At 56.3% G+C, this 22650-nt stretch carries 16 protein-coding genes and 1 riboswitch; of the genes, 8 read left to right on the top strand and 8 right to left on the bottom strand.

Annotated elements, in window-relative coordinates; genetic code table 11:
- Positions 1-22: 22 nt before the first annotated feature.
- The 6 genes from nusA (at position 23) to pnp (ending at position 8299) form a co-directional block, all read left to right on the top strand.
- The gene (gene nusA, locus QWI16_RS14560) at positions 23-1504 is read left to right on the top strand and encodes a transcription termination factor NusA (protein ID WP_302714168.1); all 1482 of its coding nucleotides are present in this window, start codon (positions 23-25) and stop codon (positions 1502-1504) included.
- Positions 1505-1567: 63 nt separating this feature from the next.
- The gene (gene infB, locus QWI16_RS14565; protein ID WP_302714169.1) at positions 1568-4243 is read left to right on the top strand and encodes a translation initiation factor IF-2; all 2676 of its coding nucleotides are present in this window, start codon (positions 1568-1570) and stop codon (positions 4241-4243) included.
- A 72-nt stretch (positions 4244-4315) separates the two neighbouring features.
- On the top strand, positions 4316-4699 hold the full coding sequence (gene rbfA / locus QWI16_RS14570; protein WP_302714170.1) for a 30S ribosome-binding factor RbfA: 384 nt from the start codon (positions 4316-4318) through the stop codon (positions 4697-4699).
- On the top strand, positions 4699-5640 hold the full coding sequence (gene truB / locus QWI16_RS14575; protein WP_302714172.1) for a tRNA pseudouridine(55) synthase TruB: 942 nt from the start codon (positions 4699-4701) through the stop codon (positions 5638-5640). Before rbfA ends, truB begins: the two co-directional genes overlap by 1 nt.
- A 126-nt stretch (positions 5641-5766) precedes the next feature.
- Positions 5767-6036 carry a 30S ribosomal protein S15 gene (gene rpsO, locus QWI16_RS14580; RefSeq protein ID WP_302714173.1) on the top strand — a complete coding sequence of 90 codons (270 nt, stop codon included), beginning with the start codon at positions 5767-5769 and terminating at the stop codon, positions 6034-6036.
- 106 nt (positions 6037-6142) lie between these two features.
- Positions 6143-8299: a polyribonucleotide nucleotidyltransferase gene (gene pnp, locus QWI16_RS14585; RefSeq protein WP_302714174.1), complete on the top strand. Its 2157-nt coding sequence runs from the start codon at positions 6143-6145 to the stop codon at positions 8297-8299.
- A 60-nt stretch (positions 8300-8359) separates the two neighbouring features.
- Here pnp and QWI16_RS14590 read toward each other — a convergent pair whose 3' ends face one another.
- Both QWI16_RS14590 and QWI16_RS14595 read right to left on the bottom strand, forming a co-directional pair.
- Positions 8360-9016, bottom strand: a complete 657-nt coding sequence (locus QWI16_RS14590; RefSeq protein ID WP_302714175.1) for a ChrR family anti-sigma-E factor — start codon at positions 9014-9016, stop codon at positions 8360-8362.
- Complete coding sequence (locus QWI16_RS14595) at positions 9013-9600, bottom strand: sigma-70 family RNA polymerase sigma factor (RefSeq protein WP_302714176.1); 588 nt, start codon at positions 9598-9600, stop codon at positions 9013-9015. The genes QWI16_RS14590 and QWI16_RS14595 overlap by 4 nt, the downstream gene beginning before the upstream one ends.
- Positions 9601-9947: 347 nt before the next feature.
- On the opposite strand from QWI16_RS14595, the gene QWI16_RS14600 reads away from it, so the two are divergent.
- The gene (locus QWI16_RS14600) at positions 9948-11783 is read left to right on the top strand and encodes a fasciclin domain-containing protein (RefSeq protein WP_302714177.1); all 1836 of its coding nucleotides are present in this window, start codon (positions 9948-9950) and stop codon (positions 11781-11783) included.
- A gap of 44 nt (positions 11784-11827) precedes the next feature.
- On the opposite strand, the gene uca is transcribed toward QWI16_RS14600, so the two are convergent.
- The 6 genes from uca to QWI16_RS14630 form a co-directional block, all read right to left on the bottom strand.
- On the bottom strand, positions 11828-15448 hold the full coding sequence (gene uca / locus QWI16_RS14605; protein ID WP_302714178.1) for an urea carboxylase: 3621 nt from the start codon (positions 15446-15448) through the stop codon (positions 11828-11830).
- A gap of 69 nt (positions 15449-15517) precedes the next feature.
- Positions 15518-16159 (bottom strand): urea amidolyase associated protein UAAP2, encoded by a 642-nt coding sequence (locus tag QWI16_RS14610; protein WP_302714179.1) that lies wholly within the window; start codon positions 16157-16159, stop codon positions 15518-15520.
- An 8-nt stretch (positions 16160-16167) separates the two neighbouring features.
- Positions 16168-16884 carry an urea amidolyase associated protein UAAP1 gene (locus tag QWI16_RS14615; RefSeq protein ID WP_302714180.1) on the bottom strand — a complete coding sequence of 239 codons (717 nt, stop codon included), beginning with the start codon at positions 16882-16884 and terminating at the stop codon, positions 16168-16170.
- Complete coding sequence (locus tag QWI16_RS14620) at positions 16881-17678, bottom strand: ABC transporter ATP-binding protein (RefSeq protein WP_302714181.1); 798 nt, start codon at positions 17676-17678, stop codon at positions 16881-16883. Before QWI16_RS14620 ends, QWI16_RS14615 begins: the two co-directional genes overlap by 4 nt.
- Complete coding sequence (locus QWI16_RS14625) at positions 17675-18496, bottom strand: ABC transporter permease (protein WP_302714182.1); 822 nt, start codon at positions 18494-18496, stop codon at positions 17675-17677. Before QWI16_RS14625 ends, QWI16_RS14620 begins: the two co-directional genes overlap by 4 nt.
- Before the next feature lie 47 nt (positions 18497-18543).
- Positions 18544-19584: a putative urea ABC transporter substrate-binding protein gene (locus tag QWI16_RS14630; RefSeq protein ID WP_302714183.1), complete on the bottom strand. Its 1041-nt coding sequence runs from the start codon at positions 19582-19584 to the stop codon at positions 18544-18546.
- Between the two features lie 63 nt (positions 19585-19647).
- Positions 19648-19752: riboswitch (guanidine-I (ykkC/yxkD leader) on the bottom strand.
- A gap of 480 nt (positions 19753-20232) precedes the next feature.
- Here QWI16_RS14630 and QWI16_RS14635 point away from each other — a divergent pair.
- On the top strand, positions 20233-22650 hold the full coding sequence (locus QWI16_RS14635) for a DUF1631 family protein (RefSeq protein ID WP_302714184.1): 2418 nt from the start codon (positions 20233-20235) through the stop codon (positions 22648-22650).

The raw sequence follows: 22650 nt of genomic DNA on the forward strand, positions 1-22650 counted from the left end.
AGGAGTTGAACGAGGCAAACTCATGAACAAAGAAATTTTGCTGGTCGCTGATGCCGTCTCCAACGAGAAAGGCGTTGACAAGGAAGTGATCTTTGAAGCTATTGAAAGCGCTCTGGCGATGGCCACCAAAAAGCGGTTTGAAGAGGACTCAACCATCGAGGTCAATATCGACCGCGCGACCGGTGATTATGAAACCCACCGCAGCTGGGAGGTGGTGGCCGATGATGTGCTTGCCGAGCTGGGGACCCAATTGACCACCCAGGAGGCCGCCGAAGTTGATACCAGCCTGAAGGTGGGCGATATCTACCGCGAAAAAATTGAAAACGTCGAGTTTGGTCGGATCGCCGCGCAAACCGCCAAGCAGGTGATTGTGCAGAAGGTTCGTGAAGCCGAACGCGCGCAAATGGTGGACGAGTATCGCGACCGCGTGGGCGAGCTGGTTAACGGCACCGTGAAAAAAGTCACTCGCGACAGTATCATTGTAGACCTTGGCAACAATGCCGAGGCGCTCCTGCCGCGCGATCAGCTTGTCGGGCGCGAAATTTTCCGTATGGGCGACCGCGTGCGTGCCTTGTTGCAAGATGTGCGTTCTGAGGCTCGCGGCCCGCAGCTGTTCCTGAGCCGCTCCTGCCCAGAAATGCTGATTGAGCTGTTTAAAATTGAAGTGCCAGAGATCGCCGAAGGCATTATCGAGATCAAAGGCGCCGCTCGCGACCCCGGCCTTCGGGCCAAAATTGCGGTTAACACCAACGATGGCCGCATTGATCCTGTGGGCGCTTGTGTGGGTATGCGCGGCTCCCGGGTGCAGGCGGTTTCCAACGAGTTGGGCAATGAGCGTGTGGATATCGTGCTGTGGGATGATAACCCTGCCCAGTTCGTGATTAATGCCATGTCACCGGCGGAAATCGAGTCAATTGTGGTCGACGAAGACGCCGGCTCAATGGACCTTGCAGTCGCCGAGGAAAATCTCGCCATGGCCATTGGTCGCGGTGGCCAGAATGTCCGTCTCGCCTGTGAGCTGACCGAGTGGGACATCAACGTGATGAGCACTGCCGAGTGGGAAGACAAACAGGCGGCGGAAACCGGCGGGTACATTCAGGTATTTATGAATGCGCTGGATGTGGACGAGGATGTCGCCCAAGTACTGGTGGAAGAAGGCTTTACCACCATTGAAGAAGTGGCCTATGTACCGCTTGATGAAATCGCCTCCATTGAAGGTTTTGACGAGGATGTTGCTGAAGAGCTACGTGCTCGCGCCAAAGACGCGCTTCTGACTCAGGCACTGGCCTCTGAGGAGCAGCTCGAAGGTGCAGCACCTGCCGATGACCTGCTCAATATGGAAGGTATGGACAAAGAACTGGCCGTTGCTATGGCCAGCCGCGGAATCGTCACCATGGAAGATCTTGCTGAGCAGGCGATAGATGACCTGTTGGGCATAGGTGATTTGGATGAGGAGCGCGCCGCGGCACTGATTATGAAAGCCAGAGAGCCCTGGTTTGCCTAGTCTCACCGATGGTCCAGTCGGAGTAATGGTGATGTAGGCAAAATTCGAAACTGAGGAAATGTAATGGCAGAAGTTAAAGTAAGCGAACTCGCTAAATCAGTGGGAACCCCCGTTGAGCGACTGCTTAAACAAATGCAGGAAGCCGGGCTGCAGCATACCACTGAGAATGCGTTGGTCTCTGATGAAGAGAAGCAACAGTTGTTGGCTTATTTGAAAAGTAGCCACGGAGGCGAGTCCGAATCCGAGCCGCGGAAAATTACGCTCAAGCGCAAAACCACAACCACGCTCAAAGCTGGCAGTGGCAGCGGCCGTAAGACAGTCAACGTTGAAGTGCGGAAAAAGCGCACTTACGTGAAGCGCAAGTCTGTCGATGAAGAGCCGGAAGTGGAAGAAACACTGGTGGCGCCGGAGCTGGAAGCGGCAGTGGAGCCCGAAGCCATCGCTGCCAGTGCGCCTGCCCCTGAGCCTGAGCCCGTCGAAGAGCCCGAAGCCACTGAGTCCGAGGCCAGTGAAACTGCTGTAGATGCCGTTACCGAAGAGGCGCCCGCTGAGCCGGCGCGCAGCTCGTTTGTCGATGACATTGAAGAGAAGCGCCGTGCCGCCCAGGAACGACGTAAGGCCGAAGAAGCCGCCCGCGAGGCCGAGCTCAAAGCCTTGGAAGAAAAGCGCAACGCCGAGAAAAAATCCACCGAACAGGCAGCGCCGGCGGCAGATCCTGCCGCTGTGGCTCCTGCGCCGGCCAAGCCGGATACCAAGCACGGGCGCAAAAAAGAGCGCCGTGAAGAGTTTGAAGACGACGAGTCACCGCGTCCCAAGCGTGCAGGCAAATCGGGCAAAAAAGGTATGGGCCCGAAGAAGTCATCCAAGGCTGACCTCTATGAATTGGCAGAGGACGATGTGGATCAGGCGTTTATGCAGCGTCGTCGTGCCGGCCGCGCCGCGCACAAAGCCTCCAACAAGCATGGCTTTAAAAAGCCCACCCAGAAAATCGTGCATGAAGTTGAAGTGCCGGAAACCATTTCGGTATCCGACCTTGCGCAGCGCATGACGGTTAAAGGTGGCGAGCTGATCAAACAGCTGATGAAGCTTGGGGTGATGGCCAATATCAACCAGCCGCTCGACCAGGAAACGGCGCAGCTGGTGGTTGAAGAAATGGGGCACACCGCCAAGCTTGTCAGTGAAAACGATATTGAAACCCGCCTGGAAGAGCATGTCCGCGTAGACGGCGAGGCGCTCCCAAGAGCACCTGTGGTGACGGTCATGGGCCACGTTGACCACGGCAAAACCTCACTGCTGGACTATATTCGCCAGGCTAAGGTCGCTGCCGGCGAAGCCGGTGGTATTACTCAGCACATTGGTGCCTATCGGGTAAAAACCAGCCAGGGTGAAATCGCCTTTTTGGATACCCCCGGTCACGCCGCCTTTACCGCCATGCGCGCGCGCGGTGCCCAGTGTACCGACGTGGTTGTCCTGGTGGTCGCTGCCGACGACGGCGTGATGCCGCAAACCGAGGAGGCCATCAACCACGCGCGCGCCGCGGGCGTGCCATTGGTAGTCGCTATTAACAAGTGCGATAAGGAATCCGCTGATCCTGATCGGGTGAAGAATGAACTGGTGGCCAAAGAGGTGATCCCGGAAGATTGGGGTGGCGACACTCAGTTCGTTGAAGTCTCGGCCCATACCGGTGCCGGTATCGATGAGTTGCTGGAAGCTGTGTCTCTGCAGGCTGAGCTGCTGGAGCTTAGGGCAGTCGCCGATGCGCCGGCTCAAGGTGTGGTGGTCGAATCGCGCCTGGATAAGGGCCGCGGTGTGGTGGCCACTTTGCTGGTACAGCAGGGGACCCTCAAACACGGGGATCTGGTGCTGGCCGGTCAGAGTTACGGCCGCGTGCGTGCTGCTACCAACGAGCTGGGCCAGCAGGTTCAGTCGGTGGGGCCCTCGTCGCCCGTCGAAATTCTGGGGCTGGATACGGCCCCCAGTGCCGGCGATGAGTTTGTCGTGCTGGAAGATGAGCGCAAGGCTCGCGAGGTGGCTGAGTTCCGCGCCGAGAGAGAGCGTAAAGAGCGTATGCAGCGCCAGCAAGCGGCTAAACTTGAAAACATGTTTGCCGGTATGGACGGCGGTGAGAAGAAAGTACTTGCCGTGGTGGTCAAAGCCGACGTGCGTGGTTCGCTGGAGGCAATTCTCGCCTCGCTGGCGGATATCGGCAACGACGAGGTGGAGGTGCAAGTGGTCTCTTCCGGTGTGGGCGGTATTACCGATAACGACGTCAACCTGGCCCTGACGGCCGGCGCTATCGTTGTCGGCTTTAACGTTCGCGCCTCCGGCAGCACCCGCCGCCTGGCAGAGCAGGAAAGCGTTGAGATTCGCTACTACAGCATTATTTACCAACTGCTGGATGATGTGAAAAGCGCGCTCTCCGGTATGCTCGACCCAGAGCGTGTGGAAGAGATCGTCGGTATTGCCGATGTTCGCGAAGTGTTCAGTTCACCCAAGTTCGGCCAGGTGGCAGGCTGTATGGTCACCGAGGGTACGGTATACCGCAATAAGCCTATTCGGGTTCTGCGCGACAATGTGGTGATCTTTGAGGGCGAGCTGGAATCGCTGCGTCGCTTCAAAGACGATGTCAACGAAGTGCGCAATGGCATGGAGTGTGGTATCGGCGTGAAGAACTATGATGTGAAAGTCGGCGACCAAATTGAGGTCTTCGACGTCAAGGAAGTGGCGCGAGAGCTGTAAGTCGGCGCGCTTCTTCAATCGCCCCGGCGCTTGTCAGCGTCGGGGCTTTGTCGTTTAAGAGCAGGTGAAGAGATGCCCAGAGAATTTTTCCGCGCGGATCGAGTGGGCGATGCCATTCAGCGCTATCTGGCCAATATGATCCAGCAGGAAATCCGCGACCCGCGAGTGGGACTGGTGAATATCAACAGCGTAACTGTGTCCCGGGATATGGCTTACGCCAAGGTGTACATTACGCTGGTGGGCGGTACTGAGACCTCCGGGCGCGAGAGCGCCGAGGTACTGAACAATGCCTCAGGTTTTTTGCGCACGTTGCTGGCGAAAGAGCTGAACATGCGCACGGTGCCCCGCCTGCAGTTTTACTATGACCATACCTCAGTGCGTGGTCAGGAATTGTCCAGCCTGATTGACAGGGCGGTAGCCGCTGACAAGGCAAAAGGTGGCGACGAGGACAGCTGATGGGCCGCAAGCGTAAGGGCCGCGCCATCGATGGCGTATTACTGCTCGATAAACCCCTGGGGCTGAGCTCCAATCACGCCCTGCAGCGGGCTAAGCGCCTGTTTTTTGCCGCCAAGGCCGGGCACACGGGAAGCCTTGACCCACTGGCCACCGGTGTCTTGCCGGTCTGTTTTGGCGAGGCTACCAAGTTCTCCCAGTTCTTGCTGGATGCCGACAAGACCTACCGAGCGACCTTTGTCCTGGGCGAAAAAACCGCTACCGGAGACGCCGAGGGCGAAGTCCTGGAGGTGGTCAGTGCAGCGGCGGTCGAGTCCGTTCAGCTGCGTGAAACCATGGATGAGTTTCTGGGGGAAATCGATCAGGTGCCGCCCATGTACTCGGCTCTCAAGCAAAATGGCCAGCCTCTGTACAAGCTGGCGCGCCAGGGGCTTGAAGTGACCCGCGAGGCGCGCCGGGTGGAGATCATGGAGTATCACCTGCTGGCTTTCCGCCCGGGCGAGCGCGCCGAGCTGGATGTTGAGGTTCACTGCTCGAAGGGCACCTACATACGCTCTCTGGCCGAGGATTTGGGTGAGCGGCTGGGCGTTGGGGGGCATGTGAGCGCCCTACGGCGTACCTTCACTGGTGGTTTTGATGAGAGCCAGTGTGTCACCCTGGAGGCGCTGGATGCCGAGCGTGGCGAGGGTCGTGCCGAAACACTGGATCATCACTTACTGCCCGTGGACACCCCTGTGGACCACTTGGCATCGGTGCACCTGAGTGCGGATTCGGCCCACTATTTCCGCCGGGGTAACCCGGTAATGGACGCGCAGGTCTATCGCGTCGGCCAAGAAGGTGATATGGTGCGTGTCTTTTGTGAAAGTGGCGATTTTTTAGGCGTTGCCACTATCGATGAAGGGCGTGTGGCGCCCAAACGCTTGGTGGCGACCGCCACCGGCTAACAACAGAATTTGTCCCGGGCTCTTGCCCTGGGCAAAACGCCTGCTGTGGCGGGCGGATAGCCTGGCCTGCCTGTAAATATGCACGGGTACGGCTGTAATTCACGCATATTGTTTGAGGTAATGATTATGGCACTGAGTGCACAAGAAAAATCCGACATCGTAAAAGAGTATCAACAAGCAGAGGGTGACACTGGTTCACCGGAAGTGCAGGTTGCCCTGTTGACCCACAACATCAACAAGTTGCAAGACCACTTTGCCGGTCACAAGCAGGATCACCACTCCCGCCGCGGTCTGATCCGCATGGTAAACCAGCGTCGTAAGTTGCTGGACTACCTGAAAGGGAAAGATACCAGCCGTTACGCTGCACTGATTCAAAAACTGGGTCTGCGCCGCTAATTGCAAAGTGCCCGCAGCTGCGGGCACTTTTTTGTTGTATACCTGTAGGTTATCTGAAGCTGCGTAGAAGAGAAAAACGCACTATTTGCAAGTAAAGGATAAAAGAGTGAATCCGATTATTAAGAAATTTCAGTATGGTGACGCAACCGTAACTCTGGAAACCGGTCGCATCGCGCGCCAGGCCACTGGTGCGGTGATGGTGACCATGGGTGAGACAAGCGTGCTGTGTACGGTTGTTGGCGCCAAAGAAGCGGTACCGGGGCAGGGCTTTTTCCCGCTGTCGGTCCACTATCAAGAGAAAGCCTACGCTGCCGGCAAGATTCCCGGTGGCTTCTTCAAGCGTGAAGGTCGTCCGTCAGAGAAAGAGACGCTCACTTCGCGCCTGATCGATCGTCCAATTCGTCCGCTGTTTCCCAACGGTTTTATGAACGAGGTACAGGTTGTCTGTACGGTTATGTCGACGTGCAAATCAGTGGATCCGGACATCCCGGCCATGATCGGCACCTCGGCGGCACTGGCGGTGTCCGGTATTCCGTTCAGCGGCCCGATCGGTGCGGCTCGTGTGGGCTACACCCAGGACGGCGGCTACCTGCTCAACCCGAGCTATGAAGCGCTCAAGTCTTCTGAGTTGGACATGGTGGTTGCCGGCACCTCGGAAGCGGTGCTGATGGTTGAATCAGAGGCCAACGAACTGCCCGAAGACATTATGTTGGGCGCGGTTCTCTTTGCCCATCAGGAAATGCAAGCCGTTGTCCAAGCGTGTGCCGAGTTGGCTCGCGACGCTGGCAAGCCCAAGTGGGATTGGCAGCCAGAGGCGGAAAACGCCGAGCTGCGTCAGGCTATTGAGCATGGGTTCTCTGAGTCTATTGGTGTGGCCTATCGCATTACCGACAAAGCCAAGCGCTACGATCGTCTGTCAGAGCTGCGCTCTCAGGCCGTCGCTGAGCTGGTGAAAGAAGGTAGCGAAGTCTCTGAAGAAGACGTGAAAAAGGTCTTCGGTAAAGTGGAGAAAGCCATTGTCCGCAGCCGCATTGTCGATGGTGAGCCGCGCATTGACGGCCGCGATCAGAAAACCGTTCGCGCCATTGATGTAGAGGTGGGCGTTTTGAACAAAGCGCACGGCTCGGCACTGTTTACCCGCGGTGAGACTCAGGCGCTGGTCGTGGCGACTTTGGGCAACGCCCGCGATGCGCAGATTATTGATGCGCTGGAAGGCGAGCGTAAAGATCCCTTTATGCTGCACTACAACTTCCCTCCCTACTCTGTGGGTGAGTGTGGTCGCATGGGCGCCACTGGCCGTCGCGAAATTGGTCACGGTCGTCTGGCACGCCGCGGTATCGCCGCTGTGCTACCCGACGCTGAGTCCTTCCCCTACACCATGCGTGTGGTCAGTGAGATTACCGAGTCCAACGGCTCGAGCTCCATGGCCTCTGTCTGTGGTTCTTCACTGGCACTGATGGACGCCGGTGTACCCCTGAAAGCGCCGGTAGCCGGCATCGCCATGGGTCTGGTGAAAGAAGACGACAAGTTCGCCGTTCTCACCGACATCCTCGGTGATGAAGACCACCTGGGCGATATGGATTTTAAAGTGGCTGGTACCTCATCGGGCATCACCGCTTTGCAGATGGACATCAAGATCGAAGGTATCACCGAGCAGATCATGGAGATCGCCCTCGAGCAGGCCCTGCGGGCTCGTTTGCACATTCTCGGTGAGATGAACAAGGTGATCGCCGAGTCGCGCGCCAAAGTGAGCGACAATGCCCCGCGCTTTGAAACCATCAAAGTGAATCCGGATAAGATCCGCGACATCATCGGTAAAGGTGGTGCGACTATCCGCTCTATTACCGAAGAAACGGGCGCATCGGTTGATATCGACGACGACGGTACCGTGAAAATCTACGCCGATGATACGGGCGCACTGCAGGCTGCCGTGGATCGTATTATGGGCATTACGGCCGAAGCGGAAATTGGTGAAATCTACGAAGGCACAGTGGTTCGTATTGTCGACTTCGGTGCGTTTGTGAATTTCTTGCCGGGCAAGGATGGTCTGGTGCATATTTCGCAAATCGCTGATGAGCGCGTCAATAGCGTGACCGACTACCTGCAAGAAGGGCAGGTGGTGCGTGTCAAGTGCCTGGACGTAGATCAGCGCGGCCGTATCAAACTGTCGATCAAAGAGGCCAAGGCAGAAGAGGGCGGCGAACAAGCGCCGGCCGAGTCTGACCCGGCCGCTGAAGCGAGTGAAGAGTCCGGCGAGCGCTGAGACTCTTAAAGCAAAAAAGCCCGCGCAGCGAGAGCTGCGCGGGCTTTTTTTTATCCTGAATCAGGACCAGTGCATAAACGGATTAAGCAGGCGGTAAAGCCCGAGAAAACGCAGCGGCGCATCCAGTACCGTCAGGCAGATACAGTCTTCATTTTGCAGCGCCGTGGGCGAGTGTTGGTGGCTGCCATCGCGGCTGACGAAATCGCCCTCGTGGTACACACCGAGCTCATCGGAAAATCCGCCGCTCAGTACCACTGTCAGTTCCCGCCCTTTGTGGGTGTGCTCGGGCACGCGCGCGCCAGCGCTGATTTTCTGCAGGCCGATGCGAAACCCCGACACGCCAAGGCGCTCAGTCAGGTCGTACTCAGCAATTTCGCGCGTCTGCTGGCGCCATTGAATATCTTCCAGGCGTTTGGGCAGAAAGCCGTGCAGGGGGTTACGCAGCGCGCTGGCTTGAGGCACCTCTATGGCCGATGCCGACTCACCCGGCCCGTCTTTGTCGATTCCGGCCATAAACTGGTCGAAATCGCGCACTTTGACCTGCCGAGGTTCGCTCTGCTCAAGCAGAGCGCCGCCGAGGGAGTTCAGTTTTTTCACCTGAGCGCGACAGCTGTCGCACAAAAACAAATGCATAGCCACGGCGAGTGACTGTGGCATGGCCAGCGTCCCGGCTGAATAATCCAGTAAGGTGACTTCATCTGGATGATGTTTGCTCATAGCTCTTTAGTCTCTAACATCAGGCGTAGCTTCTGCATGGACAGCCGCAGCCGTCCTTTGAGCGTACCCAGAGGCACGTTCAATTCTTCAGCGACTTCCTGATGGGTTTTGCCTTCGTAGTACACTTTTCTAACGGCGATCATCTGCTCTTCAGGCAGTTCCCCGATCGACTGGCGTAAATGCTTTTCCGCCGACAGTGCCTGAATAGAACGCACGGTGCTGTCTTCGGTGGGTATCTGCCAGAGATCTTCAGTTTCGACGTTAATTTCTGCCTTCATACGCCCCATCTTGCGCAACAGATCAATCCTTTGATTGCGGGTGATGGTAAAAATCCAGGTCGAGGCCGACGCCAGTGAATCCACGTACTTGTCCGCACTGCGCCAGACACTGGTCATGACCTCCTGAACCAGCTCGTCAGCCTGCTGACTGATCCCCTGGTTCATGGCATAGGCTTTGATACGCGGGGCAAAGTAATCGTATATCTTGCGAAAAGCCTCTCGATCTCTGTCCCGGGCGACGAGGTGGAGCAACTCAGCCCAGTACTGCGCATCGGATTGGCTCTTGTCACCGGAATCGGTGCTCATAGATCTGACCTTGGACGTCACTGCTTTTGGGGGCGCCATGTTCTGCCTCGTTTCCTGACCGTGGTTTTTCGGTCGTTTATACGGCTAAGTGGCGCCTGCGGATCACTAGCATAGCATGGGAAGGGTGGGGAGGCGCCGATGGAAATCTTGATGAAAAATGCGACATTTTTCGGCAGGGTTGAAGCGGAGCGTTTCGACCTATACGCTGGCCGCGTCTGCATTGATCAAAAATTCCGATCGATTTATTGAAAAAACTCTCACAATAGCGTTTTCTTTGATCTCTCGTCGTTCGACGTGCGTACCTCCGCCTGCACTAACAACCTCGTACTTTTTGCAGGAGAAGCAAGATGAATAAGTCAACATTGAGGTACTTACTAATAGTCGCTCTGACCTTTGGCCTTGTGGCCTGTGGTAGCGATGACGACGATAATCACAATCCCCCACCCCCTCCTGAAGCAGAGACAATTGTCGATGTGGCGGTTGCCAACGGCAACTTCACCACCTTGGTGGCAGCGCTCGAAGCAACAGGACTCGATGAAACCCTGGACGACGAAAACGCGACCTTTACGGTCTTTGCTCCCACCGATGACGCCTTTGCCCTGTTGGGGCAGGACACCATTGATGGTTTATTGGCGGACACCGACACACTTTCCAATATTCTGCTCTATCACGTAATAGCGGATGCTGAGGTAGACGCTGAGGCAGCTGTTGCAAGCGCGGGGACAACCGTAGAGATGGCCAACGGTCAGCGAGTGGGCCTGTCTCTTGAAGGCGAATCTTTGCTGGTGAATCTGTCGATGGTAACCATGACCGATATCGAGACAGACAACGGCATTATCCACGTGATCGACGCGGTGCTGATGCCTCCGGCCGAGCGCGGCGAGCCGAGCATGAATATTGTCGAGACGGCCGTCGATAACGGCAACTTCACAACCTTGGTAGCGGCCCTGCAGGCGGCGGATCTGGATACCACCCTGGCCAATGAAGCCGAGACCTTTACGGTTTTCGCCCCGACTGATGACGCGTTTGCCATGGTCGGTGAAGAGAACATCAACGCGCTGCTCAATGATCAGCAAGCTCTGCAAGCGGTTCTGCTTCAGCACGTGATCAGCGGTGCTGAGGTCACTTCCGTGGATGCCTACGCTGCCAATGGCACAGCCGTCGAGACAGCCAGCGGCGCTGAGGTGATGGTTGATATCGTCGATCGCATGCTCACCGTCGGTGGAGCTGAAGTTGTCATGTCTGACATATACACCACCAATGGCGTGATCCACGTAATCGACACTGTCATTGTCGGCGACGTCGAACTGCCGGCACCACCCAAGTCAATTGTCGATGTGGCCATGGAGGCGGGAAGCTTCGATACGCTTGTTGCCGCTCTTCAGGCGACTGGACTCGATACAGTGCTGGCAGACCTTGACAGCGAGTTTACCGTCTTTGCCCCGACGGACGACGCCTTTGCTACCCTGGGCCAGGACACGATTGATGCGCTGCTGGCCGATACCGATACCCTCAGCGATATTCTGTTGTACCACGTGATTGTGGGTGGCGAAGTACTGGCCGATGCGGCGATTACGGTTGCCGGTTCGGATATGCCTAAGATCACCATGGGTAACGACGACATGGCCGCTCTGTCGCTCAACAATGACAACCTCTACATCAACACCGCGACTGTGGCCCAGCCTAATGTCATGGCAGATAACGGCGTCATCCACGTCATCGACCAAGTGATTATGCCGCCTGCCGAGATGGGCATGCCCGATAGCAACATTGTTGAGACGGCGGTAGCGGCTGGTAATTTCACCACCTTGGTAAGTGCTCTGCAGGCTGCGAATCTTGATGGTGTCTTGGCTGACGAAAGTGAGACGTTTACCGTCTTTGCGCCCACGGATGCGGCCTTTGACAAAATCGACAGCGCCACATTGGATGCCCTGATCATGGATGTGCCGGCCCTGACCAATGTCCTGTTGCAGCACGTTATCCAAGGTGCCGCAGTGGACTCGGTAACGGCCTTTACCCTTAATGGCACCAGCGTCAATACCGCCGCTGACGAGGACGTCACCATTGAAGTGGTTGATGGCATGTTGCAGGTGCAAGGTTCCAACATCACCACCTTTGATATTTACACCAACAATGGTGTGATTCATGTGATCGACACGGTGATCACTGAAACGCTCGAATAACCCTTGTCCCACTGTGTTGCAGGGGCCCTTCTGGGCCCCTTTTTTTATTCGCCTGGCTCCAGCAGTACCAGGGTCTGACCGGGTTTTACGCCGTTTCCCGGTGCTTTTAGAATCTGCTTCACACGCCCGGCGGCCGGGGCGGTAATGTTTATTTCCATTTTCATGGACTCCAGCACCAGCAGGGTTTGACCGGCTTGTACGTTCTCACCCACCTCTGCCTTGATTTGCCAGATACTGCCCGAGACGGAACTGTCCACGGGAATGTCGCCGTCCGCCATGTCCAACTCACTATCGGTTTCCTTTTGCTCTACGGGGGTAAAGTTAAACTGTCCGTCTGCGTGCCAACGCTCGAGCTCTTCGTCAAACGCCTGTTGTCGAAGGGCCTGAAAGCGGTCGATGTCGGCTTGATGCTCGGTAAGGAACCGCTCGTAATCCGACAGGCTGAACTCGGTGGGCTCAATGCGTATCGGGTAATGCCCGCGCGGAAAGTCGCGACGCATTTGCTTTAGCTCCTCGGCTTCTACCGGATAAAAACGTATCTGATCGAAAAAGCGAAGCAGCCAACGCTGGTCAAACTCCGCTGTTTTTCGATAGCGATTCCACATTTGCAGGGTGCGCCCCACAAACTGGTAGCCTCCCGGCCCCTCCATGCCGTACACACACAAGTAAGCGCCGCCAATACCGACGGAGTTTTCCGCGGTCCAGGTGCGGGCGGGGTTGTATTTTGTGGTTACCAAGCGATGGCGCGGATCCATCGGCGTTGCGACCGGTGCGCCCAAATAAACATCCCCAAGACCCATAACTAGGTAAGAGGCGTTAAATACGATCTGCTTTACTTGCTCGATACTTTCCAGGCCATTGATTCGGCGAATGAATTCCAGATTTGAAGGGCACCAGGGTGCGCCGGGGCGCACACTCTGCTCATATTTGGCAATGGCTTCGCGACAGGCGTCGTCATCCCAGGATAGAGGCAGGTGCACAATGCGCGAGGGCAAGCTTAACTCGGCAATTTGGGTGGCGAGGTGCTTTTCGCCTTTTTGCAAATGCACAAGCAGCTGCTTCAGAGATATTTGCTGGCTATCGTAGTGGATTTGTAGCGAGCGAATGCCGGGTGTCAGTTCGCGCATGCCCGGTGCCGGGTTTTGCTCGAGCCATCGCATCAGTGCATGGGCGCGAAAGCGCAGCTTGATATCCAGCTGCAGCGGGCCGTACTCCACCAGTAAAAAGTGATCGCCGGCAACGCGGTAATTCACCGCTTCACCGACTTCGTCAGCGAGCATGGTTGCCACCACCGGAGATGACAGAGAATCTAGACAGAGCTCTGACGACTCGCCGTTTGCGGGTGCAAGATGTGCAATAGTTAGGTTTTGCGTTCTCTCAATACCAACAGCCGTGTCTACCGTAACCGGCACAAAACGAATTTTATCCCCCGCGCGTAGCTGGCCAAGTTTCCAAAGATCGGCGGAAATGACCGTTGCCGGACAGACGAAACCACCGAGAGACGGTCCGTCCGGGCCGAGAATGACGGGCATGTCGCCGGTGAAATCCACGGTACCAAAAGCGTAGGCATTGTCGTGAATATTAGACGGGTGCATACCTGCTTCGCCGCCAGTGGTGCGAGCCCACTGCGGTTTGGGCCCATTCAGTCGTACCCCAGTGCGGCTGGAGTTGTAGTGCACCTCCCAATCGGTAGTGAAGAAGGCGTCGATGTCGTCGCCGGTAAAAAAATCAGGTGCTCCGTGTGGCCCGTAGATAACGCGCAGTTCCCAGTGATTGCCAATGGCCGGTTTTAACGCATCGGGAAGTTCTGCGATTTTTACTGGCGGGGCTTCAGTGCAGTGAAGCACATCACCGGCCAACAGTGCGCGACCATTGTGGCCGCCAAACTGACCTAGGGTAAAGGTCGAGCGCGAGCCCAGGTAAAGCGGGCACGCTATGCCTCCGGCCAGCGCTAGGTAGGCGCGCGCGCCTGTTTCACTGACTCGGCCCAAAGTCAGTGTTTGACCGGCTTTAACTGAAAAAACTGCCCAGTTCTTGAGCGTTACACCGTCGAGCTTGGCCTCGATATCGGCGCCGGCGAGCGCGCACTGGGTGTCAAAACCAAATTTTAGGCTGGGGCCCGCCACGGTGATTTCCAAAGCGGCGGCGCTAGCATCGTTACCAAGCAGTCGATTGGCGAGGCGAAACGAATAGTTGTCGAATGGGCCAGAAGGGGGAACGCCGATATGCCAATAACCGCTGCGGCCGGGGAAATCCTGAATAGTGGTTTGTGTGCCGCCTGACAAGACATCGATGCGAGCTTCACAAAAGCCGCGTTCGTTCAGGTAGCGGGTGGTGATATCGCCCTTGAGGAAGATCGGCTCGGCCAAAAGTTCTGTCACGTACGCTTTGTTGGTCTCTATGCCGTAGAGACTGCTGTCTTGCAGTGTTTTCGATAACAGTGCAATGGCTGCGTCACGGTTGTGGCTTTTAACAATGACTTTGGCGAGCATGGGGTCGAAGTAAGGCGACACCTCCAGGCCGGACTCTATCCAGTGATCAATACGCACGACTTTTTCGTCACTGCGCTCGTTGATGGGAAAGCTGACCTCGCTCAGAAGCCCCGCGCTGGGCTGAAAGTTCTTGGCCGGGTCTTCAGCGTAGAGTCGCACCTGAATGGCGTGACCCACGGGTTTTAGTTGGGAGAATTCCTTCTCAATATCTATGGGTTCGCCGCTTGCCAGACGAATCATCCACGCGACGAGGTCCACCCCCCAGACTTCTTCGGTGACGCCATGCTCCACCTGCAGGCGGGTGTTGACTTCGAGAAAGTAGAAGTGCTCCTCAAGGGCATCGTAGATATATTCGACTGTGCCGGCGCTGCGGTAGCTGACAGCGCCCAAGAGGCGCGCTGCGGTATCGTGCATGGCGTGTCGAACCGAGTCCGGCAGATTGGGAGCGGGACATTCCTCAATGACTTTTTGATTGCGCCTTTGACTTGAGCAGTCGCGCTCGCCAATGGCAACGGCTTTACCTTCACCGTCACCAAATACCTGCACTTCAATGTGCCTTGCTCTATCGATAAACTTCTCTAGGAAAACGCGATCGTCGGAAAAGTTATTGGCACCCAGTTTGCGCACAGAGTCGAAACTGTTTTTGAGATCGTCTTCACTCAGGCACAAGTGCATACCAATGCCGCCGCCCCCGGCACTGCTTTTCAGCATAACCGGAAAGCCTATCTCGTGTGCCCGCGCTATGGCATCCTCAAGCGAGTCCAGAAGCCCGGTGCCCGGTACCAGAGGCACGTCATTTTGCTCGGCTACAGTGCGAGCGGTGTGCTTAAGGCCGAAGGTATCCATCTGTTGAGCTGTGGGGCCGATAAAAGCAATTCCCCGACTCTCACAGCGCTTGACAAAGGTCGGGTTTTCGCTCAGAAAGCCATAGCCTGGATGGATGGCATCGGCACCGCACTGCTGGGCAATTTGCAGTATTTTGTCTTGGTCGAGGTAGGTGTCGGTTGCGCCGCCTTCGCCGAGAGTAAAGGCCGCGTCTGCCTGGCGTACATGCAAACTGTCGGCATCTGCGTCGGCATAAACCGCGATAGACTCGATACCCATTTGTTGTAGTGTGCGGATAATGCGAACGGCGATGGCGCCACGGTTGGCAATTAGAACCTTATTAAACATAATTTCACTCCGGCGGGTCGTCCCGGAAGCTGCCTTGCTCGGGCAGGGGTCGTCCCCCGCGGCAGGTATTTAGTCCCAAATAATCATTTCTACCGGTGTCGGGTTGTAGCCGTTGCACGGGTTGTTCAGTTGCGGGCAGTTAGACATCAATACCAGCACGTCCATCAGTGCGGTCATTTCCACGTATTTTCCCGGTGCGGAAATACCGTCTTCAAAACTCAATCCGCCCTCCGGGGTAACGGGCACATTCATAAAAAAATTAATGTTGTGAGTGATGTCTCTTTTGCTTAGCCCGTACTCCGGGTGCTCGGCAATGGCCAGCATCCAGCTGTCTCTACAGGCGTGCATGCAGCGCTTCTCAAGATCGTAGCGCACGGTGTTGCTTTCCGTGGCGCAGGCGCCTCCGAGGGTATCGTGTCTGCCGCAGGTATCGGCAGTGATTTCCAGCATGGGGTTATTCAAGCTGGAGCGCAGTACACTGCCTGCGCTTAAGTAGACATTGCCCTGCTCGCGCAACGTGTCCATGGCGCTGTAGCGCTCGGTGACATCCGCTGCATTGAAGAACAGGGTGTCTGCCGCCTGGTTGCCGTGCGTGTCGAGAATACGCAGAGTCTGGCCGCGCCTAAGCGGTGCAAGGTAATAGTCACCTGCCCCGACATGTGTTCGGCTGACGGCGCTGTGTACGTCCAGTGAGCTCTCTCTAATGCTCATTGCTCCCCCTAAAGACCGATATGGTAAAGCGTATTATTGGCAAAGCCCCTGTGGTTCTCGGGCCTTGAGTTCAGGCAGAGGTCGTCGCTTTGAACAGGTTCTGCCAGTCCCAGTTCTATTTCAATGTCGCCGCGTGGGTAGACTTCGCTCTGATCGAGCGGGTGTGGGCAGGTGTGCAGTATCACCAGGGTGTCCATTTCAAAGCGCAAAGTCACCTGCCGCATCTTGGAGGGGTAGTCACTGTCAAGCGTCAGCTTCCCTTCAGCGTCTGTACTCGTTCTGCTGAACCAGTTGATATTTGCAGCGAGATCAGCTCGGCCGAGCCCGTATTTGGCCAGTTCAACCAGAAATGCATCATGGCCGTTTTGGTACCACTGATTGCGGTCCTGTTGATAGTTGCGCTCACCCCAGAGCGCGGCCACCTTTTGTGCATTGCTGCTGCCGCATACCGTATCGTGCCAGCCGTGACTGTCTTCGATGACAGAAGCGAAAATTCGCCCCATGTCAGAATAGAGGCAGTGTCCGCGAGTCAGTTTGAAGGTGTGCTGACATTTGAGCGTATCCGGAGCGTTGTAGCGCTCAAGCAGTTGACGGGGGTTGTAAAACAGCATGCCGACATTGCCAATGCCGGTGGTGTCGGTCAGGCGCATGGCGCTGCCGCGACGCATTTCCAACGACCAATGACTGGCGCCGGGTAGTAACGTGGTGTAGTCGATACGTTTCACGTAGTTTCTCCAGTGTTGGCATCGAATTTTTGCTCGGTGAGCTTTAAAGACTGTTCAATGGCGGCGACGGTTGTCGCTGGGGTTTTACCTACCGGCAAGTCGTAAGTGATACGCGCTCCCCAGGCTCCCGGGGCTTGAGGGTCGTGCCGTACTTTGTCAAATACCCACAGGCGAGTGCCCAGGTAAAATCCTTCGGCAAGATCGTGGGTGACCATAAACACGGTTAACTGATGTTCGCGCCACAACTCCAGAATCAACTTGTGCATGTCGGCGCGAATCCCCGGGTCGAGTGCGCCGAAGGGTTCATCCAGTAGAAGCACCCTGGGTTTGCGAATCAGTGCCTGGGCAATCGCAAGGCGCTGACGCATGCCGCCTGACAGTTCGTGGGGGTATTTGAGAGCCGCATTGGCCAGCCCAACTTTTTCCAGCAGTGCCCGCGCCTCTTCAATCACTTGCGTTTTTTGCCTGCCAAAGAGTTTCCCCATCAGCGGCGAGTGCTCAAATTCCCGCGCGATGATGACATTGCTCAGAACATTTAGGTGCGGGAATACGGAGTATTGCTGAAAAACAATGCCGCGAGTTTGATCCGGTTCGGTGCGGATAGGCGCGCCGTCCATTAACAGCCTGCCGCGGGTAGCGGTTTCCATACCCAGCAGCATTTTGAGGAAGGTGCTCTTGCCGCAGCCGGAGGTGCCGACCAGGGTGACGAATTCGCCGGCTTGCACGGTTTTGGAAATGTTTTCCAGAACAACATTATCCCCGTACTCTTTCCAGAGCTTGTCGATCGCAATCATCGTGCGCCCCCCGTGTGGTGCCAGGGAAAGGCCCACAGGCTCAGTCGTGCCAGCAGCCAGTCGATGATAAAGGCCAGAAGTGTTATCCAGGCAACGTAGGGCAGAATGACATCCATGGACAAATAGCGGCGAACCAGAAAAATCCGATAGCCAAGTCCGTCGGTGGAGGCAATGCCCTCAGCGGCAATCAAAAACAGCCAGCCGGCACCGAGGGAAAGACGCACGGCGTTGATCAGGCGCGGCAGCAGCTGAGGTATCAGGACCCGCCAGACGATGTGCCAACTGCTGGCGCCGAGTGTTTGTGCCTTGATCAGTTGTTCGCGTGGAATTTCCTGCGCGCAGCGCTGAATGTCCCGAGCAATAAACGGGGCTACCCCAAAGATAATCAATGCCACTTTTGACAGTTCCCCAAGCCCGAACACAATAAATAATATGGGCAGTAGTGCCATGGGAGGGATTAGGGAAATCACAGTAATCAGAGGCGCCATGGACGAATAGGCGACGGGCAGTGCGCCGGTAATCAGTCCGAAGGTGAATCCAATCAGCGCGGCGATGCCAATGCCCAAGCCGAGGCGTGTGAGACTTGAACCTGTGTCTTGCCAGAACAGGTACTCGCCCGTGCGCTTGCTTGGCTCAAATGCCAGGCGATTGATGGCTTCGCCCATCTGCGCAAAGCTCGGTAGCAGCTTGTCATTGGGGTTGGCTTCCAGGCGTGCATCCGAGGCGATTACGTAGATCAGAAGCAGGGCGAACACAGGCAGCAGCCCCAGCAGGATACCAGCGGGCCGTGACGGCCTAAGGTTAACCAGGCGTTTCATAGGCGTAGGGTTCCGGGCGGGAGTGAGCCTCCCGCCTTAGAGAGCGTTTACAGCTTGCCGTCAGCAGCCATTTGCATGTAGGTGGTGTCGAAGCGCAGCTTGACGTTACCGCTGTCGCCGTAAGTCCCTTTCGGGCCTTCAATGCCGATAAAGCCGGCATCCGGAGCGCCTTCACCGAGTAGCCCGTGGTCGTAGGAAAACTCGGCGACTTTCTTCATGGTGGCTAGGAGCTCGTCGCTGTTGACCAGCTCTAGAGCATCGGTGGGTTGGTAGAACATCTTGGTGCTGGCCAGTTGAGCATCGTAGCCGGCAAGGTCGGTACCCGAGGCAACGCCCATGGCGGTGCGCGCGGCTTTACCGGCGGCGGAGTCGGTGCTCATAACGCCCATGATTTCATACCAGGCGCCGGTCAGTGCCTTGCCTAACTTAGGGTTGGCCTTGAGTGTTTCGGTGTTGATGACCAAAAGATCCATGATCTCCCCTGGTATTTGTGAGGAGTCGAAGACTTTGTTGGCGTCCTCCTCTTCTAATATGGTGTTCAGCAGCGGATTCCAGGTGGTAACCGCCGATACTGAGCCCGAGTTGTAGAGGGCGACCATGTCGGCATCGGACGTATTGACGACTTGAACATCGGCCTCGCTCATGCCGACGCTCTCCAGAGCCCTTGCCAGAAGATAATGGGACACGGACAACTCCACCAGGTTTACGCGCTGACCTTTGATGTCTTTGAGTGAGTCTTTACCGCGCAGGATGACGCCGTCGTTGCCGTTGGAAAAGTCGCCGACAATCAAGGCCGTGCTGTCGACACCGCTGGCCGCGGGAATCGTCAGTGCGTCCATATTGGTCATAGTGCAGGCGTCAAATTCGCCAGCCGTGTACTGGTTAATGGACTCGATGTAGTCGTTGATCTGTACGACGTCGATCTCGATCCCGTATTTATCGGCCCACTTATCGACAATTTTCTGCTCTGCGCCATAGCCCCAGGGCATCCAGCCCACGTAGATAGACCAGCAGATTTTAAAGGAGTCGGCCGCTTGGGCCTGTAGGGACAGCAGTAGAGCGAACGCAGCGATAGACAGTTGCTTCATGACAAACCTCCGAAGGTATGTACGTTGGGATATAGGAGCACTCTTGGCAATCTGGCCAACCAGTTCTCCCGGGCTTTTATCCCGCCGTGTAACCCCCACTTCGAAGGTCGAAAGCTCTCGGACCAGTCACAGAGAGATAGCTCTGCCGGAACCCTAGCCTTCTATTTTTACCAAATTGTCGATTGTCCTGACTTACCAATAAGTGCGGACATGTTCGGTGCTTTGGTAAAGCAAGTTGAGTACCAACGCCGGTGAATTCCGCTTAAGTCCATACGCTGCGGGCAGTGGAGTTGCCTGGTACGTTCTTCCCGAGAGGGCAGGATTGGGGGTGAGAGGTGCCATTTTGGTGCGATGGCAAGGGCTTTTGCCTAAAAATGAGGCGTCCCTGGGCCCGTTGGTGGGTTTGGGAACCCGGTGGATGGGCACGAAAATCGCTTGGCCTCAGGTGATTCGGTGCAAAAGCCGTTTGCGGCGGGGTGTCGGGGGAGTTTAAGTGGCGCTTAAAGTGTGCGCAACCAGTCGGCCTAGCATATACTGATTAAATCACATTTATAGCAATCATCAGCGAACCGTCGGCAAACCCCCGAAGACATAGGTCGTGGTGCGGGGGCTTGCCCGTGAGGGGTTGAGGGGATGGACACGAGAACCATGGATAAAAATAAAGGGCGGGGGACAGAGCAGCTTCAGCCGGAGGCGGCAGCCCCTGGGGAGGCCTATGAACCTTTGACGCATACGCAGGCAGTGCGTTGCCTGGACGCCTGCGCTTCGACTGCGGTCGATTACATCACCCACAATTTCCCCCGGTTTTGGGATGAGTGGGTCGGCTCTATTGAAAAACGCGAAGAGAACGCTCGCTCCAACAAAGAGCAGATTGCTCTGGGTGAGACGGTCAAGCTGCTACAAAAGCGCGGCCCCGCAGTCCAGCAGCGGTTCGTCGAACTCCTGCAGGCCTGCTTTGCGGACTTTTCCCGGCAAAAGCTTCAGACCCCGGTCGGCCAAGAGCGTTTCTCCCGCAGCGAGGGGCTCTCGCTGGTGGATAATTCCGAATTGGAAGAAACCATCGCCATTACCTCCATCTGCCACCGAGCCGATACTCAGTTTGCCGAGGCGCTTTGGGCCCTACATCAGCGCCTGGCGCTGCTCAACGGCGGCAAGAAAATCGATGAGCGTGGAAATCCCGTCAGCCCGGTGCAGTTCTGTGACGTTTTGCGCCGCCTTGTCGCGGACCTCAGTCTTGACGCCAGAACCAAGGTGGTTGGCTACAAACACTTTGAGGCCGCCCTTATAAAGCCGATCGGCGGGCTCTATGATGAGCTGAATCATTACCTCGCCGCTGAAGGCATAATGGCAAATCTGCGCTATAGCGCGGTGAGCCGTCAGGACACAAGTGCTCAGCCCGAACAATCGCAACAGCCGCCGTCAGAGGAGGCCGAGCCCGAGCGTGCCAAGGTTCAAGAGGCCGCAGTGCAAGCGTCTGGAGACGCTGAGCAAGCGCCGCGCCGGCGCGCTACCGACCGTATTTTCTCTGAGGGTGAGAGCAAGGACCCCGAGCAATACCAGCAGGGGCTGATCAGCGCTATCCGCCTATTGCAGACCCACCTGGGGGTGCCCGGGTCCTCCGCGCCAGCCGCTGGTGGTTCCGGTGTAGCGGCTGCTCAGGCTGGTGCGACAACGGCGGTTGCGCGCGGGCCACAGCCCTCTCAAGGCGGTGGGGTAACCCCTTTGAGCTCGGCGCCGCTCATGGGCGCTATCGGTCATTTGCAGCATCAGGTTGCTGAGAGTAGTCATGCCCTGGCTGAGGCTGAAATGAATGAAATCCAGCCTCTGGCCGTCGCTTCGGTTTCGCAGCAGCTGCTAGCGGAAATGCAAAAGCGCGGTGAAGACGAAGTGCGCTCGGACGACATGCATACCATCGAGTTGGTGGGTTTGTTGTTCGAGTACATTCTCTCTGATGAACAATTACCGGACTCGGTCAAGGCGCTGCTGAGCTACCTGCACACCCCGGTTCTGAAACTGGCGTTTATCGACAAGGAGTTTTTTGAAAAAGTAGATCACCCGGCTCGGGTTCTGTTGAATCAAATGGCCGAAGCGGGTGCCCGTTGGATCAGTAATGACGGTACCAATCAGTACAACATTTACGCCAAAGTCAGAACCACCGTTTTCCATATTCTGGAAAATTTCGGTAACGATGTAAAAGTATTTGCCGAAGCCCTTCTGGAGTTTAGCGCCTATACCCGCAACGTGTTGCGCCGTCAGGAATTGATGGAAAAGCGGGCTATGGAAAAGGCCAGGGGCGAGGAAAAACTGCGCGAAGCCAAAATTCAAGTGAACAGGGAAATCTCCCGGCGTATTGATGGCAAGGACTTGCCTTCGCCGGTTTTGCTGTTGCTGCTATTGCCCTGGTCCGACTACTTGTCGTTTATTATTTTGCGTTACGGCGCCGAGTCCGATAGTTGCCGTCAGGCGCTTAAGGTTGCCGATGATCTTCTCTGGAGCATTGAGCCCAAGTTGCTCGAGGTGGATAAAATTCGCCAGCTGGAGGTTCAGGACAAGCTGCTGCAGTCTCTGCAGTCAGGCTTTGAAACCATCGGTTACGAGCAGAATAAATCGCGCAAGTTACTCGACGCAGTGATCTCTCTGCAAAAGCTGGCACTCAAGAGCCAGAAAGTGGAGCCTGCGCCTGAGCCTATGCGGGCCAAGCTGGAGACAATGGCCGCCGAAAAGGCCGGCAACGTGGAGAAAGAAAACTCCGCGGCCACGGTCGAAGAGTCGCAGCTGATTGAAAAACTAAAATTGATTGAGTTTGGTACCTGGCTGGAGGATGAGCGCGGCAAGCGTCTTAAAGTGGCCTGGTATAACCACAAGACCATGCACTATATGCTGGTAGATCAACAGGGGCGCAAGGTGTCCATGACCTCGGCGCTGCAGCTTGCTCGCGCGATGATTGCGGGTAAGCTGAGAGTCATTGCCGGCAGTGCCAAGCCTTTCTTCGAGCGAGCCTTGGAGAACATTTATCACAGCTTGAATGCCCGTGCGTCGGGAGAGCTGTTAAACCGCGAGTCATAA

Origin of the sequence: Gilvimarinus algae (assembly GCF_030518215.1) — a bacterium.
GTDB classification, from domain to species: domain Bacteria; phylum Pseudomonadota; class Gammaproteobacteria; order Pseudomonadales; family Cellvibrionaceae; genus Gilvimarinus; species Gilvimarinus algae.

Coding starts and splice junctions, on each gene's coding strand:
- nusA (WP_302714168.1), top strand. CDS start 23: ATGAACAAAGAAATTTTGCTGGTCGCTGATGCCGTCTCCAACGAGAAA.
- infB (WP_302714169.1), top strand. CDS start 1,568: ATGGCAGAAGTTAAAGTAAGCGAACTCGCTAAATCAGTGGGAACCCCC.
- rbfA (WP_302714170.1), top strand. CDS start 4,316: ATGCCCAGAGAATTTTTCCGCGCGGATCGAGTGGGCGATGCCATTCAG.
- truB (WP_302714172.1), top strand. CDS start 4,699: ATGGGCCGCAAGCGTAAGGGCCGCGCCATCGATGGCGTATTACTGCTC.
- rpsO (WP_302714173.1), top strand. CDS start 5,767: ATGGCACTGAGTGCACAAGAAAAATCCGACATCGTAAAAGAGTATCAA.
- QWI16_RS14590 (WP_302714175.1), bottom strand. CDS start 9,016: ATGAGCAAACATCATCCAGATGAAGTCACCTTACTGGATTATTCAGCC.
- QWI16_RS14595 (WP_302714176.1), bottom strand. CDS start 9,600: ATGAGCACCGATTCCGGTGACAAGAGCCAATCCGATGCGCAGTACTGG.
- QWI16_RS14600 (WP_302714177.1), top strand. CDS start 9,948: ATGAATAAGTCAACATTGAGGTACTTACTAATAGTCGCTCTGACCTTT.
- uca (WP_302714178.1), bottom strand. CDS start 15,448: ATGTTTAATAAGGTTCTAATTGCCAACCGTGGCGCCATCGCCGTTCGC.
- QWI16_RS14610 (WP_302714179.1), bottom strand. CDS start 16,159: ATGAGCATTAGAGAGAGCTCACTGGACGTACACAGCGCCGTCAGCCGA.
- QWI16_RS14620 (WP_302714181.1), bottom strand. CDS start 17,678: ATGATTGCGATCGACAAGCTCTGGAAAGAGTACGGGGATAATGTTGTT.
- QWI16_RS14625 (WP_302714182.1), bottom strand. CDS start 18,496: ATGAAACGCCTGGTTAACCTTAGGCCGTCACGGCCCGCTGGTATCCTG.
- QWI16_RS14630 (WP_302714183.1), bottom strand. CDS start 19,584: ATGAAGCAACTGTCTATCGCTGCGTTCGCTCTACTGCTGTCCCTACAG.
- QWI16_RS14635 (WP_302714184.1), top strand. CDS start 20,233: ATGGATAAAAATAAAGGGCGGGGGACAGAGCAGCTTCAGCCGGAGGCG.